Annotated in this window: 13 protein-coding genes and 2 pseudogenes; 5 read left to right on the forward strand and 10 right to left on the reverse strand. The window is 63.8% G+C overall.

From position 1 onward, the window contains the following. The 3 genes and pseudogenes from BZL41_RS29555 to BZL41_RS23725 all read right to left on the reverse strand — a co-directional run. Positions 1 to 195, reverse strand: a pseudogene (locus tag BZL41_RS29555) (RHS repeat protein); the annotation flags it as partial. Positions 196 to 585: 390 nt separating this feature from the next. Further along, positions 586 to 1,026: pseudogene (locus BZL41_RS29560) on the reverse strand (DUF6531 domain-containing protein); the annotation flags it as partial. Positions 1,027 to 1,457: 431 nt separating this feature from the next. Beyond that, entirely contained in the window at positions 1,458 to 2,207 is a 750-nt protein-coding gene (locus BZL41_RS23725) for a glutathione S-transferase family protein (RefSeq protein ID WP_095601537.1), read from the reverse strand. Positions 2,208 to 2,392: 185 nt separating this feature from the next. On the opposite strand from BZL41_RS23725, the gene BZL41_RS23730 reads away from it, so the two are divergent. Beyond that, on the forward strand, positions 2,393 to 4,327 hold the full coding sequence (locus BZL41_RS23730) for a putative nucleotidyltransferase substrate binding domain-containing protein (RefSeq protein WP_095601538.1): 1,935 nt from the start codon (positions 2,393 to 2,395) through the stop codon (positions 4,325 to 4,327). Further along, positions 4,324 to 5,034, forward strand: coding sequence for a PolC-type DNA polymerase III (locus BZL41_RS23735; RefSeq protein ID WP_095601539.1), 711 nt, complete (start codon positions 4,324 to 4,326; stop codon positions 5,032 to 5,034). Before BZL41_RS23730 ends, BZL41_RS23735 begins: the two co-directional genes overlap by 4 nt. Before the next feature lie 112 nt (positions 5,035 to 5,146). Here BZL41_RS23735 and BZL41_RS23740 read toward each other — a convergent pair whose 3' ends face one another. Together BZL41_RS23740 and BZL41_RS23745 are read right to left on the reverse strand one after the other, a co-directional pair. Then, the gene (locus tag BZL41_RS23740; RefSeq protein ID WP_095601540.1) at positions 5,147 to 6,916 is read right to left on the reverse strand and encodes a sodium:solute symporter family protein; all 1,770 of its coding nucleotides are present in this window, start codon (positions 6,914 to 6,916) and stop codon (positions 5,147 to 5,149) included. 9 nt (positions 6,917 to 6,925) lie between these two features. Then, positions 6,926 to 7,192, reverse strand: coding sequence for a DUF4212 domain-containing protein (locus BZL41_RS23745; protein WP_084336049.1), 267 nt, complete (start codon positions 7,190 to 7,192; stop codon positions 6,926 to 6,928). 320 nt (positions 7,193 to 7,512) lie between these two features. Between BZL41_RS23745 and BZL41_RS23750 the strand changes: the two genes are divergently transcribed. The 3 genes from BZL41_RS23750 (at position 7,513) to pulA (ending at position 12,412) form a co-directional block, all read left to right on the forward strand. After that, positions 7,513 to 8,472, forward strand: coding sequence for a lyase (locus BZL41_RS23750; protein WP_095601541.1), 960 nt, complete (start codon positions 7,513 to 7,515; stop codon positions 8,470 to 8,472). 29 nt (positions 8,473 to 8,501) lie between these two features. After that, positions 8,502 to 9,128 carry a glutathione S-transferase gene (locus BZL41_RS23755; RefSeq protein WP_095601542.1) on the forward strand — a complete coding sequence of 209 codons (627 nt, stop codon included), beginning with the start codon at positions 8,502 to 8,504 and terminating at the stop codon, positions 9,126 to 9,128. Between the two features lie 173 nt (positions 9,129 to 9,301). Beyond that, a complete protein-coding gene (gene pulA / locus BZL41_RS23760) occupies positions 9,302 to 12,412 on the forward strand; it encodes a pullulanase-type alpha-1,6-glucosidase (RefSeq protein WP_095601543.1) in 3,111 nt (1,036 codons plus the stop codon). 435 nt (positions 12,413 to 12,847) lie between these two features. Here the strand turns inward: pulA and BZL41_RS23765 are convergent, their stop codons facing one another. The 5 genes from BZL41_RS23765 to creB all read right to left on the reverse strand — a co-directional run bounded on the left by BZL41_RS23765 (position 12,848) and on the right by creB (position 17,955). Continuing rightward, positions 12,848 to 13,150, reverse strand: a complete 303-nt coding sequence (locus BZL41_RS23765; RefSeq protein WP_095601544.1) for a hypothetical protein — start codon at positions 13,148 to 13,150, stop codon at positions 12,848 to 12,850. 21 nt (positions 13,151 to 13,171) lie between these two features. After that, positions 13,172 to 14,515 (reverse strand): cell envelope integrity protein CreD, encoded by a 1,344-nt coding sequence (gene creD, locus BZL41_RS23770; protein ID WP_095601545.1) that lies wholly within the window; start codon positions 14,513 to 14,515, stop codon positions 13,172 to 13,174. A gap of 312 nt (positions 14,516 to 14,827) precedes the next feature. Continuing rightward, a complete protein-coding gene (locus BZL41_RS23775; protein ID WP_095601546.1) occupies positions 14,828 to 15,799 on the reverse strand; it encodes a Fic family protein in 972 nt (323 codons plus the stop codon). Between the two features lie 33 nt (positions 15,800 to 15,832). Further along, positions 15,833 to 17,275: a two-component system sensor histidine kinase CreC gene (gene creC / locus BZL41_RS23780; RefSeq protein WP_095601547.1), complete on the reverse strand. Its 1,443-nt coding sequence runs from the start codon at positions 17,273 to 17,275 to the stop codon at positions 15,833 to 15,835. After that, complete coding sequence (creB, locus tag BZL41_RS23785; RefSeq protein ID WP_095601548.1) at positions 17,275 to 17,955, reverse strand: two-component system response regulator CreB; 681 nt, start codon at positions 17,953 to 17,955, stop codon at positions 17,275 to 17,277. Before creB ends, creC begins: the two co-directional genes overlap by 1 nt. Positions 17,956 to 18,144 lie beyond the last annotated feature (189 nt).

Below are 18,144 nucleotides of genomic sequence, written 5' to 3' on the forward strand. Positions count from 1 at the left end.
GCCCTGGATGGTCTGGAAGCGGTAGACGGTCTGCTTGCCCAGTGCGTTGGTGACGGTGGTGGAGCCGTCGGCGTTGTAGCTCAGGGTGACCTTTTCGGCCCCGTTGGCGTGTTCGCTGGAGATGGCGCGGCCCTGGTCGTCGTAGGTCCAGGTGGCGTAGCGGATGCCGCGTTCGTCGGTGATGCCGGTGAGGAGTTTGGGGTTTGGATTTGTATAGTGGTAACGGCGCACTTCGGTTCTATCTGAATAGCGTTTTTCAACTAGAGCCAACTGCCCAGCCCCATTATATGAATAACTAATATCCAACCCACCGGAGGAAAGCGAAGTAGGTTGGTGATCGACATCCTCAGAAAACGCCACAGCATTGCCATACACATCTTTAACAACAACCCCTTCAGAGGAATAAGAAATCTCCAAAGGAGGCCGTCCATTTTCTTTAACCTTAATTAGCCTTCCACCTTCATCGAAGGTCAAAATATCATTCGACGAAGAGCTGTAAATCCAGACACTGCCATTATGATCTAACCTTCCCATCTCCTTTTCTTCTGGATTGACTTCCACCCCAGACACTGTGAACCGCGACCGCCGGCCAGAACTATTGATGAAAAAGACTTCATCTTGACCAATTACAAGATGATCCGAAAAACTATGAAGCCATTTTCCGGTATAGCTATTATAGAACCGTCCAAACTCTATTAATGGACCACCGCCCGGCGAGAGATCGATCTCCGCCTGCACCTTATTCCCTATAGAGACATTTATCGGGTTGGCGGCACACATAGGTGGAGAGTTCTTGCTGAAGGCAGGATCTTGAACACCGAGAGAGCCACCTATATCTATACCACTCTGACACATTGAATACTCAGGATCGTAAGTAGTATTTTCCGGACAGGCTGGCCATACATGACCACAGTCATCGTTAGGATTACTGTAACAATAACAAGCATACCAGCCCTTATCTTTTACATACTCACCATGACCTCTATAGTTAGCATTTGGATACCCAGAAAGATACACCTCCTTCATACAGGCATCTTTTACTGTATAAAATCCAGTGTATCTATTAGATTCAAAACCAGAAGGAAAAATCCACTCACCCGCCCAGAGCGGAGACGTCAAAATAAACCCAAAAACAAATATTAGAAACTTAAAAACAACCCAATTCCCTGGATACCTCACAAACAACCCTCCATAGATAAATCATTAATTAGCAGACACTACGGATAACATCCGCAGCAACACAAGAGAGACGCAGGCTGAATACTTTTCAAATTACTCAAAACAAGCGACTCCAAAATCGCTAGTCCGTCACGAAAATCAACTCACTAGCAAATCTCTTACACGAGTCATGGTCGATTGCTTGCCGATTCTCTGTTGGTAATAACTCCGACATAACGCAATTGGCGTGCCCGCCCAGTCAGCTCATCCCGATATCCCAGCACTCGACGACACAAACCCTACCGACTCATCGGCCCCCGCACCGGACGCTCGCGGAAATGCGTGTGCTCGCTGAGCGGTGCGCCGGCCTCTTGGAGCGCCGCGCGCTGCTGGGCGATGGGGGTTTTCGCGCAGGCCATCTCGAAGCGGGCCAGGCGCTGGAAGGCATCCAGCCCCAGCGCGTTCCGGTAGAAGGTCGCCAGTTTTGGCCAGCGTTCGGCGTCGATTTCGTAGCGGGAGAATTGGGCGTTGCGCAGGAAGGCCGCGACGCTGAGGTCGGCGATGGACAGTTCGCCGAACAACCAGCCGCTTGCGGGCAGCCACCCCTCGAGGTAGTCGAGGATGGCCGGCAGGTCCTGGTTGCAGGTTTTCTCGATCACCGCCAAGTCCGGTTCGCGGCCCCAGACCGCCGGGCCGATCATCTTCTGGTTGAACAGTTGCCAGATGATCACTTGGCCCATGCGGCTGTCGGCGTATTCCTCCAGCCAGCGCGCACGAGCGCGGTCGGCGATGTCGGCGGGATACAGCGCTGGCTGGGGGTAGCGCTCTTCCAGGTATTGGCAGATTACCGAAGAATCGTTCAGCACCAGGTCGCCATCCACCAGTACCGGCACTTGGCGCAACGGGCTCAGGCGGGCGAAGGTTTCGTCGCCGAAGAAGGGCACGATGGGGTCGATCCGGTAGGCCACCCCTTTCAACTCCAGCATGAGCAGCACTTTGCGTACGTAGGGGGAAAGATAGGAACCGATGATCAGCAGGGGTTGGTCCATGGCGTAATCCTTGTGATTGTCCCGGTGCGCCGCGCGGCAGGCGGCCCGGCGCTGCTTGCAGTGTCGACGTCGATGGCGAACCTGTACAGCCCGTGCCATAGGCGTCCGAGCCACTAGACTTACGTCCAATGTGCCCGGCGCTGCGCCCGGCACACCATATCCCCACGATAAGAAAGGATACCGGCATGAGCAAAGCGGACGCCTTCGCCCAGGCGGGCAAGCAGGCAGTGCTGCAGAACGTCCAGGGCACCCTGGAATTCCTGCAGAAATTTCCGCCGTTCAATCAGATGGACACCGGCCACCTGGCCTATCTGGTCGAGCATTGCCAATTGCGCTTCTATGCCGAGGGCGAGTCGATCATCAAGCCCAGCGACGGCCCGGTGGAGCACTTCTACATCGTCAAGCAGGGCCGTGTACACGGCGAACGCCCGCACAGCGCCAAGCGCGGCACCGAGACCACCTTCGAGATCGCCGCGGGAGAATGCTTCCCGCTGGCCGCGCTGATTGGCGAACGCGCCACCCGCACCGAGCACCTGGCGGCCGAGGACACCTTCTGCCTGCTGCTGAGCAAGCCGGCCTTCGTCAAACTGTTCGCCCTCTCCAACCCGTTCCGCGACTTCGCCCTGCGCGGTGTCAGCAGCCTGCTGGATCAGGTCAACCAGCAGGTCCAGTTGCGTGCGGTGGAAACCCTCGGCGCGCAATACTCCCTCGACACCCGCCTCGGCGAGCTGGCCATGCGCCAACCGGTGAGCTGCGCCCCGGACACACCACTGCGCGAGGCGGTGCGGCAGATGCACGAGCTGCACGTGGGCAGTATCGTCATCGTCGATGCCCAGCAGAGACCACTGGGCATCTTCACCCTGCGCGACCTGCGCAAGGTGGTCGCGGACGGCCGTATCGATCTGGATGAGCCGATCCAGACGGTGATGACCCCGTCGCCCTTCCATCTCTCGCCGGAAGCCAGCGCCTTCGACGCGGCGATCGCCATGACCGAACGGCACATCGCCCATGTCTGCCTGGTGGAGCATGAACGGCTCTGCGGCGTGGTCTCCGAGCGCGACCTGTTCTCCCTGCAACGGGTCGATCTGGTCCACCTGGCCCGCACCATCCGCCATGCCGGCCGCGTCGAGACGCTGGCCGCCTTGCGCAGCGACATCCGCCTGCTGGTGGACCGCATGCTCGCCCACGGCGCCAGCTCCACCCAGATCACCCATATCATTACCCTGCTCAACGACCATACCGTCAGCCGGGTCATCGAGCTGACCCTGGAAGACCTCGGCGATCCAGGAATTCCCTTTACCTGGCTGGTGTTCGGCAGCGAAGGCCGCCGCGAGCAGACCCTGCACACCGACCAGGACAACGGCATTCTCTTCGACGCGAAGGATGCCGCCGAAGCCGCCGCGATTCGCGGCAAACTGCTGCCGCTGGCGCAGGAGATCAACCAACGCCTGGCCCGCTGCGGCTTCACCCTGTGCAAGGGCAACATCATGGCCGGCAACCCCGAGCTGTGTCTGTCCTACATGGAGTGGTCGCGGCGCTTCGCCCGCTTCGTGCGCGAGGCCACCCCGGAGAACCTGCTGGGTTCGAGCATCTACTTCGATCTGCGCGCGGTCTGGGGACCGGAAGACGGCTGCGACCGGCTGCGCGACGAGCTGCTCGAACAGATCGCGGACAACAGCCTGTTCCAACACATGCTGGCGGAGAACGCCCTGCGCCAGCGCCCGCCGGTAGGGCGTTTCCGCGACTTCGTGGTGGCGCGCAAGGGCGCCGAGAAGGATACCCTCGACCTCAAGGTGCAGGGCCTCACGCCCTTCGTCGATGGCGCCCGCCTGCTCGCCCTGGCCCACGGCGTGGCGGCGACCAACACCCTCGAACGCCTGCGCCGACTGGTGGCGATCGGCGAGATCGAGGCCCTGGACGGCGCCGCCTACGAAGAGGCCTACCACTTCATCCAGCAGACCCGCATGCAGCAGCACCAGCACCAGGCGCGGCAGGGCCAGCCCTACTCCAACCGCCTCGACCCGGACACCCTGAACCACCTGGACCGGCGCATCCTGCGCGAGTCGTTCCGACAAGCCCAGCGCCTGCAAAGCAGCCTGGCCGTGCGATACCAACTATGAGCAAATTCACCTGGCTGACCACCCTGCGCGGCCCCGCCCTGACCCAGGAGCAACTGGCACGCCGCGATTGCCTGTCCCTGCCCCAGGGTCTCAGCGAAGTCTCCCTGCGGCAGCAGCGCATGATCGTCGTCGACCTGGAAACCAGCGGCCTCAACACCAGCCGCGACCAAGTGCTGTCCATCGGCGCGGTGGCCATCGAGGACGGCGGCATCGATCTCGGCAGCCAGTTCGAATGCACCCTGCAGCGCGACCAACTGGTACTCAAGGAAAGTGTGCTGATCCACGGCATCGCCCCCAGCGCCCTGGCCGCCGGCACCGAACCGGCCGAGGCTCTGCTGGATTTCATGGAGTTCGTCGGCGACAGCCCGCTGCTGGCCTTCCACGCCCCGTTCGACCGCCGCATGCTGGCCCGTGCGCTGAAATCCAGCCTCGGCTACACCCTGCGCCATCCCTTCCTCGACCTGGCCGAAGTCGCGCCGATGCTCTGCCCCCACGCCAAGGTGGGTCGGGGCGGCCTGGATGATTGGGTCGAGCACTTCGGCTTGCAGGTACAGCAGCGCCACAACGCCGCCGCGGACGCCCTGGCGACCGCCGAACTGGCCTTGATCCTGTTCAGCCGCGCCCGCCGCCAGGAGCTGGACAACCTGCTCGCCCTCGACCGCCGCCTGAACGTCTGGCGCCGCCGCCGGAACGCCTACTCGCTCTGAGCCTTTTGCGAAACCGAAGAACTGATCCCCGGTCGCTGAATGATCCAGAAATAGCGCCGCCCAAAAACGAACGCCCCGGCAAGCCGGGGCGTTCGTCTGTTACTGGCAACGCTTAGTGGGCAACGGCTGCACCCGCACCGCGCGGGATACGGATGTCTTCCACCAGGTGCTGGATGTGCTCCGGCGGAGCCGAAGTCAGGCGGGAGACCACCACCGCGACCACGAAGTTGAAGATCATCCCCAGGGTACCGATGCCCTCCGGGGAAACCCCCAGCCACCAACTGGCGGCGTTGTCCGCTGCCGGGTTGATGAACTTGAAGTACACGATGTAGCTGAAGGTGAAGGCCAGGCCCACCACCATGCCGGCGATTGCGCCTTCCTTGTTCATCGTCTTGGAGAAGATCCCCATGACGATGGCCGGGAAGAACGACGCCGCCGCCAGGCCGAAGGCGAAGGCCACCACCTGGGCCACGAAGGCCGGCGGGTAGATGCCGAACAGGCCGGCCACGATCACCGCCACGCCGGCGGCGATACGCGCGGCGAGCAGTTCCTGCTTCTCGTTGATCTTCGGCATGATGTTGCTCTTCAGCAGGTCATGCGAGATCGACGTGGAGATCACCAGCAACAAGCCCGCCGCGGTGGACAGCGCCGCTGCCAGACCGCCAGCGGCGATCAGGGCGATCACCCAGCCCGGCAGGTTGGCGATTTCCGGGTTGGCCAGAACCATGATGTCGCGGTCGACGTACAGTTCGGTAGCGGCCGGGGTGGCGGCGTTGCTCACCATGCGCTGACCCTGCTCGCCACGCTCGGCGGTGAAGGTCGGGGCACCGGCGAACGGAGCGCCCGGGCCGTACTGGATGATGCCGTCGTTGTTCTTGTCCATCCAGGCGATCAGACCGGCCTTTTCCCAGGTTTTGAACCAGGCCGGGGCTTCGGTATAGGTCTTGTTCGGGATGGAAGTCAGCAGGTTGGTACGGGCGAAGGCCGCCACGGCCGGCGCGGTGGTGTAGAGGATGGCGATGAACAGCAGGGCATAGCCGGCGGATTTACGCGCATCGCTCACCGTCGGGGTGGTGAAGAAGCGGACGATCACGTGCGGCAGACCGGCGGTACCCACCATCAGGGCCATGGTGATGAAGAACACGTCGATGGTGGACTTGGTGCCATTGGTGTACGGCGTGAAGCCCAGCTCGGCGCCCAGGCCGTTCAGACGGTCGAGGACCGAGGTATCGGTGCCGGACACGTCGCTGCCGAAGCCCAGCTGCGGGATCGGGTTACCGGTGATCAGCATGGAAATGAAGATCGCCGGCACCATGTAGGCGAAGATCATCACGCAGTACTGCGCCACCTGGGTGTAGGTGATGCCCTTCATGCCGCCGAGCACGGAGTAGAAGAACACGATGGCCATGCCGATCATCACGCCGACGTTGATGTCCACTTCCAGGTAACGGGAAAAGACGATGCCGACGCCGCGCATCTGCCCGGCCACGTAGGTGAAGGAGATGAAGATCACGCAGACCACCGCCACCAGACGAGCCGTTTGCGAGTAGTAGCGCTCGCCGATGAACTCCGGCACGGTGAACTTGCCGAACTTGCGCAGGTAGGGTGCCAGGCACATGGCCAGGAGCACGTAGCCGCCGGTCCAGCCCATCAGGTACACGCTGCCGTCCAGGCCGATGAAGGAGATGATCCCCGCCATCGAGATGAACGAGGCCGCGGACATCCAGTCGGCGCCGGTGGCCATGCCGTTCAGCACAGGATGAACGCCCTTGCTGGCGACGTAGTACTCGCTGGTGGACCCCGCCCGAGTCCAGATGGCGATACCGATGTAGAGTGCGAAAGTCGCACCGACGATGAGGTAAATCAGAGTTTGGGTATCCATGCTCGCGCCTCAGTCTTCGTGAACGTCGTATTTGCGGTCGAGCTGATTCATCTTCCAGACGTAGACGAAGATCATGACCACAAAGGCGTAGATGGAACCTTGCTGGGCGAACCAGAAGCCCAAGGGGAAGCCAAAGAATTTGATGGCGTTGAGCTGTTCGACGAACAGGATCCCGCAGCCGAACGAAACCACGAACCAGATCACCAGCAGCGTCAACATCAGCCGCAAGTTCTCTTTCCAATAGGCCTTGGCGGCCTCTTGCTTGGAAACGGACATAGGTCCTCCAGATTTTGTTGTTGTTATGGCCATCTGAAATTAGCAGCCTGAACGGCAAGCGCCAGTGCGACTTTCGTCGAGTGGCTCCCCGGCTGAATTTTCCGCGATGGCCTGAAAACCCCGGAATAGGCACATCAAGAGCATAGGTATGGATTGCGCAAACTGCCTCATGGACAGGCGCAATCGATCTCCGGAGCATAGCCACCCGGGATGACCTGACCTAGAGTGTGACGAACCGAAGTGACAATCCCGCAACGCATCTCACACGGAATCATTGCACTCCCTCTCATCCCATGAGACTCCATTCACAAGGAGGCCCCATGCGCCACTCCATCCCTTTGCTGCTGACCCTGCTGCTGGGCAGCGCCCTGGCCCTGCCGCTGCGCGCGGAAGACGTTCGCTACTACACCGTACCCAGGGGCGCCGGCCCCCACGACGTGGCGCCCGCGCCGGACGGACGTGTCTGGTACACCGCCCAGCGCCAGGGCGCGCTAGGCCGTCTGGACCCGAAGACCGGCGCAACCGAGCAGGTCCCGCTGGGCCAAGGCTCGGCGCCGCACGGCGTGATCGTCGGCCCGGACGGCGCCGCCTGGGTCACCGACAGTGGGCTGAATGCCATCGTCCGGGTCGATCCCGAGCGCCTCGGCGTCGAGGTGTTCCCCTTGCCGGAGAACGCCGCCAACGCCAACCTCAACACGGCCGCGTTCGATAACGACGGGCGCCTCTGGTTCACCGGGCAGAACGGCTTCTATGGCCGCCTCGACACACGGAAGCGGACCGTCGAAGCCTGGGCAGCCCCTGGCGGACGCGGGCCCTACGGCATCACCGTGACACCGGATGGCGAGGTCTGGTACGCCTCGCTGGCCGGCAGCCATATCGCCCATATCGACCCGGTCTCGGCCAAGGCCGAAATTATCCAGCCGCCGACGGCTAGCCAGGGCGCCCGGCGCATCTGGAGCGATTCCCAGGGCCGTCTGTGGGTCAGCGAATGGAACAGCGGGCAACTCAGCCGCTACGACCCCGAGGATGGAAGCTGGAAGAGCTGGAAACTGCCCGGCGACAGTCCGCGCACCTACTCGGTGTACGTCGACGAACAGGACCGCCCCTGGGTGACCGACTTCTCCGCCAACGCCATTCTCCGTTTCGACCCGGAGAGCGGACATTTCCAGGCTTTCCCCAGCGACCAAGGCAATGCCAACGTACGGCAGATGCTCGGCCGCGTCGGTGAGGTCTGGGGCGCGGAGTCCGGTACCGACCGACTGGTGGTGATCCGTTATTGACCCGCCGAACGACGAAAAAAGGAGTTTCCATGTCCACCCCAAACCTGACCCTGTTTCACTCCCCCGCCTCACCTTTCGTGCGCAAGGTGATGGTGCTGCTGCACGAGACCGGCCAACTCGACCGCGTGGCCCTGCACACAGTGGCGCTCAGCCCGACCAGCCCTAGCGCCGAACTCAACGCCGACAACCCGGCCGGCAAGATTCCCGCGCTGCGCCTGGAGGACGGCAGCGTGCTGCACGACAGCCGGGTGATCCTCGATTACCTCGACCACCAGCATGTCGGCGAGCCGCTGATCCCGCGCGACGGCACGGCGCGCTGGCGGCGACTGACCCTGGCCTCGCTGGCCGATGCCATCCTCGATGCCGCCGTGCTGACCCGCTACGAAACCTTCCTGCGGCCGGAGGAAAAGCGCTGGGACGACTGGCTGGCCGCGCAGAAAGACAAGATCCAGCGCGCCCTCGCCTATTTCGAACAGAACGCCGCCGCCGAGCTGGCCTGCCACTTCGACATCGCGGCCATCGGCGTCGCCTGCGCCCTCGGTTATCTGGACCTGCGCCAGCCCGAACTCGGCTGGCGCGACCGCTACCCGCGCCTGGCGGCCTGGTACGCCGAAGTCAGCCAGCGGCCATCCATGCAGGCGACCCAACCGGCCTGATCGTCCGACCGAGCCGTCGCCTGGGGCCGGACCCAGCGCGGCGGCAATCAGCAAAGCGCCACTACGCCACCCCTCTACGCCCTGCCGCGAGCCTTCCGAAGAGGATGTGTCCCACCCTCGTCCTGCGCACCATCGACCCGTGGTGACAACAAGAACAACATCGGGACGATGCCATGCACAGATTCGGATTGCCGCAGCCTCTGCTCACCCTCCTGCTCGCAGGCCTGGCCGGACTGGCCGCCGCCGACCCCCTCGAACCCGGTCCCGACGAGGCGCTGCTGTATTACCAGCGTAGCGACAGCGCCTACGACGGCTGGGGCCTGCATCTGTGGAACACGGCCACCTGCAACGGCACACGCGAGGAAACCCCGTGGGACCGACCCTTGCTCCCGGAGGGCGTGGATACCGAGCACGGTGCCTGGTATCGCATCCCGTTGAGCGCCGACGCCCACTGTCTGAACCTGATCCTGCACAAGGGCGACGTGAAAGACCTCGGCGGCGGCGACTTGGTCTGGCGCCTCGATGAGTTGGGCCGACGTGTCTTCAGCCGCAGCGGCGATCGCCACCTCTCTGCCGAGCCGCTCGGCCCGACACTGGTCATCGACGGCGCCCGCGCCCACTGGCTGGAACCCGACACCCTGGTGCTGCACGGCGGTGGCGACGCGGCCCGGTTCGAACTGCGCTACGCCCCGGCGGCGGATATCCGCATCGACGCCGAACGACGCAGCGTCAGCGGTGGCCAGGCCATCGCCCTTCAGCCAGACGGCTTGAACAACCGGCTCAAGGCCCGCTTCCCGCATCTGGCCGGGCAGCCCGCCTATCGCCTGGAAACCAACCCACGCGCCCTGCGCACCGCCCTCAAGAGCCAATTGCTGGTGCTCGGCTACGACCGCGACAACCGCCTGGTGTCCGCCACCCAGGTACAGACGCCCGGCGTGCTGGATGCGCTCTATCGCTACACCGGCCCACTGGGTGCCGCCGTGCGCCCGCATGATGTTCGCTTCCGCCTCTGGGCGCCGACTGCGCAGCGTATCCGCCTGCACCTGTTCGACCGCGACAAGCGGCGCCTGCCGGGCTCTCCGGTGGAGATGCGCGAGCGTCACGGGGTCTGGACCTATAGCGGCCCCCGCCTGCTGGATCGCCAGTACTACCAGTACGAAGTGACCGTCTACCATCCCGGCACCGGACGGGTGGAGACCAGCCTGACCACCGATCCCTACGCCCTCAGCCTGTCGCGCAACAGCCAGTACGCCCAGGTCGTCGACCTGGACGCTCCGGACCTCAAGCCCGCCGGCTGGGACAGCCTGCGACCGCCGCGCGCATCAAGGCCCGAGGCCCGGGCGATCTACGAAACCCACATCCGCGACTTCAGCGCCAGCGACCCGGGCCTGCCGGCGGACCTGCGCGGCAAGTACCTGGCCTTCACCCAGCCGCAGGGCCATGGCGTCCGCCACCTGCGCGACCTGCGCCGGGCCGGGCTGACCGATGTCCAGTTGCTCCCCGCCTTCGATATCGCCACGGTGGACGAGGACCCGGTCCGACGTGTCGACCTTGACGATCCGTTCGCGAAGCTCTGCGCACTGTCCGCCAGTGCCCGGGAGAAATGGTCCGGCTACTGCGGCGGCGAGCGTATCCGCGACGTGCTTGGGCGCTTCGACCCGGCAGGACCGGATGCCCAGGCGCTGTACGCCGACCTGCGCGCCCTGGACGCCTTCAACTGGGGCTACGATCCGCTGCACTACAGCGTGCCGGAGGGCAGCTACGCCAGCGATGCCGAGGGCGTACAACGTATCCGCGAATTCCGCCGCATGGTCCAGGCCCTGGCCGAGATGGGCCTGAGTACGGTGATGGACGTGGTCTACAACCACACCCATGCCGCCGGGCTCGCCGACCAGTCGGTGCTGGACAAGCTGGTGCCGGGCTATTACCACCGGCGCGACCCGGTGAGTGGCACGGTGGAGCGCTCCACCTGCTGCGAAAACACCGCTTCCGAGCATTTCATGATGGAGAAGCTGATGACCGACTCGTTGGTGGTCTGGGCACGCCACTACAAGATCGGCGGCTTCCGCTTCGATCTCATGGGCCATCACATGCGCATCAACCTGCTCAACGCCCTCAAGGCAGTGCGCAAGGTCGATCCAGACATTTACTTCTACGGCGAAGGGTGGAATTTCGGCGAAGTCGCGGATAACGCCCGAGGCATCAACGCCACCCAGCGCAACATGGCCGGCACCGGCATCGGCACCTTCAACGACCGCCAGCGCGACGCCGTGCGCGGCGGCAGCCCATTCGACGGCGATGACACCATCCGCCGCAACCAGGGCTTCGCCAACGGCCTCTTCATGTTGCCCAACGAGCTGAACAGCGGCAGTCCGCAGGAACAGGCCGATCTGCTGCACGCGCTGGACCTGATCCGCGTCGGCATTGCCGGCGGCTTGCGCGACTACCGTTTCGAAAGCGCCGACGGCAGCCTGCGCAGCGGCGCCGAGGTGGACTACAACGGTCAGCCAGCCGGCTATACCCTCGACCCGCAGGAGACCATCAACTACGTCTCCAAGCACGACAACCAGACGCTCTGGGACAACAACCAATACAAGCTGCCGGCCACCCTGAGCACGGCCGAGCGGGTCCGCCTGCATCTGCTGGCCCTGGCTGTGCCGCTGTTCAGCCAGGGCGTGCCCTTCATCCACATGGGCTCGGATATCCTCCGTTCCAAGTCCCTGGAGCGGGACAGCTACGACTCCGGCGACTGGTTCAACGCCGTGGATTTCAGCTACCAGGACAACAGTTGGAACAAGGGTCTCCCCCGCGCGGACAAGGACGGCGACAACTGGCCGTTGATCCGCCAGGTCATCGCCGACCCGAACGCCCAGCCATCCCCAGCGGACATTCTCGCGGCCAAGCAGCGTTTCCTCGAACTGCTGCGCATCCGCAGCGGCAGCCCGCTGTTCCAGCTCGGCAGCGCCGACGCCATCCAGCGCCGCCTGCGCTTCCACAACACCGGCCCGCAGCAGATTCCCGGCGTGCTCGCCTTCAGCCTGGACGACCGCCGCTCCGCCGGCGCCGATCTCGATCCACGCCACGATGGCGTGATGGTGATCTTCAACCCCACGGCGAAAACGATCAGCCTGCCGGGGGCTCGGCCGGGGTATCGGCTGCATCCCCTGTTGCGGAACTCCAGCGACCCGGTCAGCCGCGAGGCGCGAGTCGTCGGGGAGCGCTTCGAGGTGCCGGGTCTGACGGTGGCGGTGTACGTGCAGGAACAGGAGGGGCGGAGGCGCTGACTGCATTGAAATGTCATGTGGATCGTCGGACTAGAGCCCGGTGATCCGCATGGCTATCGCTAACCCCTCTCCCACACAGTTGAACCACTTTGGTTCAACGACTCAGTGCCAAGCTCATTTCGGTGTTTTGCTGCTACCTCTGGTTGCGCCTCCCGGCGCCTCACTTTTCTTTGAAATGCGCAAAGAAAAGTAAGCAAAAGAAAGCGCACCCCATCATCCGGGCCTGAACCCCGTACGAACAAAGAGCAAGCCAAGAGCAAATCTAAGGCCGGCCCCTCCCCATCCCGTTGCCCTCCAAGCCCGGCTTTCCCTCGGCAGACAGTCCCACCGCCGACCGCGACACCCTCAAGGCCCCCCGTGGCGGAAACAACGCCGCGACCCTCGCCGCCAGCCAATGCCCCACCCGCGCATCCTCCCGCAACCCCACATGCCCGCTCATGAGCGATGCATCCCGCGCTGCATCAGCAGCGCCAGCAGCAGACCGACCTGGGCGAGAGCCACGCAGAGCGACAGGAAGGAGCGCACCGACGGGTTGGCCGCGGCGCTCTCGACGCCGGTGAGCCACAGCCAGAACTCGCCGGGCAACACCTCCAGCGCCAGGTGCGCCAGGGGCTTGCCGGTGAGCAGGAAGTTCTGGATCAAGCCCATCTCCCCGGCGAACATCAGCCCGACCAGGATCAACGCCGCCACCATCAGGCCGAGGCCGAAGCACACACAGAATTCCAGCATCAGTTTCATCTCGATTCCCTCCGATCCGGGTCAGGCAGCGGTCGACGGGCTCTTGCCCAAGCCATACCAGTCCAGTTTGCGGGTCAGCACCATCACCGCGGCGAGCAGGCCGAACACCAGCAGCGAGCCCATCAGCAACGCATAGTCCTCGGCACTGAGCAGGCCGTAGAGCATCCCGTAGAGCGCCGCCAGAGCCGCCGCGAAGGCGCCGCCGCGCAACAGGCTGTGCAGCACACTGCTGACGTAGAAGCCGATCAACAACACGCAGGCGCTGGCGGAAACGGCGTAGGCCCGTTCGAAACCGATGTGCTCGGACAGCGACAGCAGCAGCAGATAAAAGAACGCCAGGGCCAAGCCGACCAAGCCGTATTGCACCGGGTGTACGGACAGTCGCTTGAGTACCTCGAAGAGGAAGAAGCCGGCGAAGGTCAGGGCAATGAACAGAAGCGCGTATTTGATTGCGCGGTCAGTCTTCAGGTACTGGTCCACCGGGTCGACGAAGCTGACGCCGAAACGGCGATTGGCCAGTTCGTAGCATTCGTTGCGGCGAGTGCAGTCACGCAGGACTTCCTCCAGGTTGGTGGCGAAGAAACTGGTCTGCCAGCGCGCACTGAAGCCGGTCCCGCTGATTTCACGCTCGCTCGGCAGGTAGCTGCCGACGAAGCTCGGATGCGGCCAGTCGGAACTCAGGCGCACCTGGGTCTCGCGGCCCACCGGCGTCACATCGAATTGGGACGTGCCCTGCAGGTACAGGTCGAAGGCGAAGTCCAGCGCCTGCGCCTGGGTGCCGTCCAGCATCAGCGGCGCATGCACGCCATTGCCTAGCATCTTGTCGCCGCTGCCCGGCTCGAAGTTGAACTGCCGGCCGTTCAAGCGCAGCTTGAGGTCGTTCTTGATGCCACGGATATCGCTGATGCCCATCGCCAGGAAGGCCGCCTCGAAGCGGTAGTCCTCCAGGTGCTCGCTGATGCCGAAATGCTCCGGAATCTCGAAGCGCCCGCTGATCTGATTGTTGCCGTGGTACAGCCGCGCTTGATAGATGCCACGATAGCGCAGCTCGGTCTTCATTTCTCCGGCGAGCACGAAGCGCTCCGGTAGGAAGTACAGGCGACTGCGGATTTCCTTTTCGTCCAGATAACGCTGACCGGTGGTCTCATGCACCTTCCACTCGCGTACCGTGCGGCGATAGGGCACCACCAGAATCGGCCCGGTGAGTTGCTGGCTGAAGCTGGAACTGCGGGCAATGTCCTCGACCACGCCGATACGCAGACTCTGCCGCTCGCTGACCAGGCCATCGATCATCAACAGCGGAATCATCAAGAGAACGACCAGCACGACAATGGCGCCGAGCTTGATCAAGAGATTTCGGTTCATGGGGCTCTCCTTGTTGGGAATGCGGAGAGCTTGGCGGACGGAAATGGAAGGAGCGTGCGGATTGTGTGGAGAGTGGATGGAGACTGTGTGAACCAGGGTCTGTACGAAAGTCGCCGAGCGAAGGTCAGGTGGGGCCGCCGAGGCTAGGCTCGGCGCCCCCGACAAAAATCGGTGAAGAAGCGACTGGGGTCGCACTCGACTTTACGAGTTGTAAATGAGCATTCCGACCGGGCTGGCGCCCCAGCCTACGCGGCCCGGCCAATTTTCAACGACCAGCACTCGCGAAGCCCGCAGGCACTTTTCGTACAGAGCCTAGGGAAAATCGTCGACTTGCCAATACCCCCCTTTCGCCGGGCCGATACGCCGTAACCGCCTCTGATCGCGCAGCCTGCCGATCTGTTTTTCCACTGCTCGCGACGTCACACCAAGGCGCTCGGCCAAGACACGGGCCGAAAGCCGGGGCTCGGCCCGCAAGAGCGCGAGGATTTTCTCCGAACTTTCCTCCGAACTTTTCTCCGAACCTTCCACCATGGTTTCCGCCATGGCGTCGAGCAGTGCCTGCAGCATGAACTCAATGAACGGCGTCGCCTCAGCCGCCCTGTCGGCCTCGCGTAAGGCTCCGTAGTAATCGTCCTGGCGCCGATGGACCAGCGTCTCGACCGGCAAATAAGCCAACAACGGCTGCCAGCGACTCAGGATAAGCGTCTGCCAGAGCCGGCCCATACGCCCGTTGCCATCGCTGAAAGGGTGGATGAACTCCAGTTCATAATGGGACACGCAACTGGCAATCAGCGGGTGTATCGTGGCTCCCCGCGCCCAGGCGAGCAGGTCGGCCATCAACTGCGGTACCCGCTCGGCGGGCGGTGCCATGTGCAACAGCATCCCCTCGCGGAAAATTCCCACATCATCCGGCCGATAACGGCCCGGACCATCTACCAGCCCAGCCATCAGCAAACCATGCGCCTCAAGCAGATCGTCTGCCCGTCCCGGTTGCCAACGTCCAAGCTGCTCATAGGCGACGAAGGCATTGCGCACCTCCTGCACCTCACGAGGCAGCCCCAGCACGCGCTTACCATCCAATACCGCCGTGACCTGTTCCAGCGACAAGGTGTTGTTCTCGATCGCCAGCGACGCCTGGATCGTTCGAATGCGGTTGTCGCGACGCAGATGCGGTGACATCGATGCACCCGACACCGCCACCCAGCGGCCGAGCTGCTCGCAGATAACGGCAACCTGATCGAGGATACGAGGGGTGAGACGATAAGGCGGTGCGTAGTCGGGCATCAGGATTCCAAAAGAGTGTTGCCGGCCAGTCATCTACAGCGAGGAGATCTTTTCCGCCAACGGTAGCCGGACACAGGCAGCGACTCCATCTTCCACATTGAGCACATCCAGCGTCCCCCCATGCAACTCCGCCACTTCCTGCACGAAGTTCAGCCCCAGCCCCGTGCTCTTGCGGCCGCTGGCCGGGCGCGGGAGGGAGTAGAAGCGTTCGGTCAAGCGCGGCAGGGCGTAGTCGGGGATCGGGGCGCCTTGGTTGAACAGGCGCAGCGTCACCCATTCCCCTTGGCGTTCGGCGCTGAAACGAATGCGCCCGCCAGCCAGAGTGAAGTCCAGGGCGTTATCCAGCAGGTTGGCCAGGGCTTGGCGCAGCAGGAAGCGTTCGCCACGCACGATCAAACCGGTCGGAATGGCGTTTTCCGCCTGGAATCCGCCGGCCTGGATACGCGCGGCCTGGGCTTGCAGCAGGTCGCCGGCCAGCTCGCGCAGCGGCACCGCGACGCGCTCCTCCAGTCCCTGGCGTTGCTCCACCTGTGCCAGGTTGAGCAGGCGTTCGATCAGTTGCTGCAGGCGCTCGCTCTCGCCGGCGATATTGGCGACGAAGCGCTGCCGCTGCTCCGCCGGCATCTCGCCCTCGAGCAATTCGGCAGCGCCGCGGATCGCCGCCAGCGGGCTTTTCAGTTCGTGGGTCAAGGTGTGCACATAGCGCTCCACGTAGGCCTTGCCTTCGAGCTGGGTACGCATGCGCTCCACGGCGTCAGCCAGTTGGCCCAGCTCGCCGCCGCTCACCGTCGGCAGTACCGCACGTTGTCCTTCGCTGACCGCCTGGGCATAGCGCGTCAGACGGCGCAGCGATCCGCTGAGCCACCACGACAACAGTCCGCCGACCAGCAGGCCGAGGCCGATCAGGCCGCCGCCGAGCCAGGCCAGCCGCTGCTGCGAGCGTTCGACGTAGGGTTGCAGGGTGCGGTTCGGCTTGGCCACCGAGACCACGCCGATGATTCGCTCACCATCCTTGATCGGCGCCGCCACGTACATCACCGAGGAGTCCGGATCGTTCGGGTCCTCGCGGGTCGAGCGGGCGCCGTAGACACCCTTGAGTGTCAGGTAGACGTCGTTCCAGCGCGAATAGTCCTGGCCCACGGCGGCACCGCTGGAGTCCAGCAGGACGATACCGGCGGCATCGGTGACATAGATGCGGTGGTTAACGGCGGTCTTCTGCACGCCCCAGATGGTCGCCCGGGGCTCGCGCAGGCCATAGGCGCGCAGCAATTCGGGCAGGCGGCTCTCGGCGAGGGTGCCGTTCTTCAGGTCCTCACGCAGCAGCTCGGCCAGCAGGTTGGCGGTGTCCACCAGGGTCTCTTCGGTGGACTGGCGCATGCCGGGACGGATCTCGTCCATCACCGTATCGAGAACGAACCAGCCGGCCAAGCCGACGAAGAGGAAATAGGCGAGGAAGATGCGAATGCCGAGCGGCATCAGGCGCGCTCCGGATCGTAGCTGTAACCGAGGCCGCGGTGGGTCTGGATCGGCTCGGCCCCGGCGGCGACTTGGCGCAGCTTGGCGCGCAGGCTTTTGATGTGGCTGTCGATGTTGCGCTCGTAGCCGGCGTCGGCGGGTACGCCCACGGCGTCGAGCAACTGCTCGCGGCTGAACACCCGTTGCGGCTGGCCGAGCAGCGCCTGCAACAGGCGGAACTCATGACGGGTCAGACCGAGCGGCTGGCCATGATAGTGGATCAGGAAACGCGCCTCGTCGACCTGGAACGGGCCGCCCGGCACAGCCGGCTCCGCCCGAGGCGCGACCCGCTTGAGGATGGCCTTGACCCTGGCCGCCACCTCGCGCGGGCTGAACGGCTTCACCACGTAATCGTCGGCACCGATCTCCAGCCCCACCACGCGGTCGATCTCACCGTCGCGAGCGGTGAGGAAGATCACCGGCACGTCCGAGAACCGCCGCAGCCGCTTGCAGGCTTCGAAACCACTGATATCGGGCAGGCCGACGTCGAGGATCAGCAGGTCCGCCGGCGTTGCCTCCTGGAAGGCCAGCGCCTCGCCGGCGAGGCTCAGCCAGGTGGTGCGAAAGCCCTCGGCCTGGAGGGCGTAGACCAGGGTGTCGGCGATGGCGGCTTCGTCTTCGACAATGAGGATGTGCGGCATGGGCGTCCTGCGGATGCGACGGAATGGCGGGGAGACTGCGGCAGGGCGGAACGGGCGTCAAGCCGCCCGGCTGGTCGCTCCGGGCGGTAGGCGAGTAAACATCCACGTTCGTAGAACGTGGACTTGCTTTTGGCCCCCTAGAAGGGGGCACGGCCAGCCCTCAAAGAAGGCTGGCCGTCCGTATCACGC

The sequence above is a fragment of the Pseudomonas sp. PIC25 genome (assembly GCF_002286785.1).
Lineage (GTDB): Bacteria > Pseudomonadota > Gammaproteobacteria > Pseudomonadales > Pseudomonadaceae > Pseudomonas_M.

Coding starts and splice junctions, on each gene's coding strand:
- creC (WP_095601547.1), bottom strand. CDS start 17,275: ATGCCGCTCGGCATTCGCATCTTCCTCGCCTATTTCCTCTTCGTCGGC.
- BZL41_RS23740 (WP_095601540.1), bottom strand. CDS start 6,916: ATGGATACCCAAACTCTGATTTACCTCATCGTCGGTGCGACTTTCGCA.
- BZL41_RS23735 (WP_095601539.1), top strand. CDS start 4,324: ATGAGCAAATTCACCTGGCTGACCACCCTGCGCGGCCCCGCCCTGACC.
- creB (WP_095601548.1), bottom strand. CDS start 17,955: ATGCCGCACATCCTCATTGTCGAAGACGAAGCCGCCATCGCCGACACC.
- BZL41_RS23765 (WP_095601544.1), bottom strand. CDS start 13,150: ATGAAACTGATGCTGGAATTCTGTGTGTGCTTCGGCCTCGGCCTGATG.
- BZL41_RS23775 (WP_095601546.1), bottom strand. CDS start 15,799: ATGCCCGACTACGCACCGCCTTATCGTCTCACCCCTCGTATCCTCGAT.
- creD (WP_095601545.1), bottom strand. CDS start 14,515: ATGAACCGAAATCTCTTGATCAAGCTCGGCGCCATTGTCGTGCTGGTC.
- BZL41_RS23745 (WP_084336049.1), bottom strand. CDS start 7,192: ATGTCCGTTTCCAAGCAAGAGGCCGCCAAGGCCTATTGGAAAGAGAAC.
- BZL41_RS23750 (WP_095601541.1), top strand. CDS start 7,513: ATGCGCCACTCCATCCCTTTGCTGCTGACCCTGCTGCTGGGCAGCGCC.
- BZL41_RS23730 (WP_095601538.1), top strand. CDS start 2,393: ATGAGCAAAGCGGACGCCTTCGCCCAGGCGGGCAAGCAGGCAGTGCTG.
- pulA (WP_095601543.1), top strand. CDS start 9,302: ATGCACAGATTCGGATTGCCGCAGCCTCTGCTCACCCTCCTGCTCGCA.
- BZL41_RS23725 (WP_095601537.1), bottom strand. CDS start 2,207: ATGGACCAACCCCTGCTGATCATCGGTTCCTATCTTTCCCCCTACGTA.
- BZL41_RS23755 (WP_095601542.1), top strand. CDS start 8,502: ATGTCCACCCCAAACCTGACCCTGTTTCACTCCCCCGCCTCACCTTTC.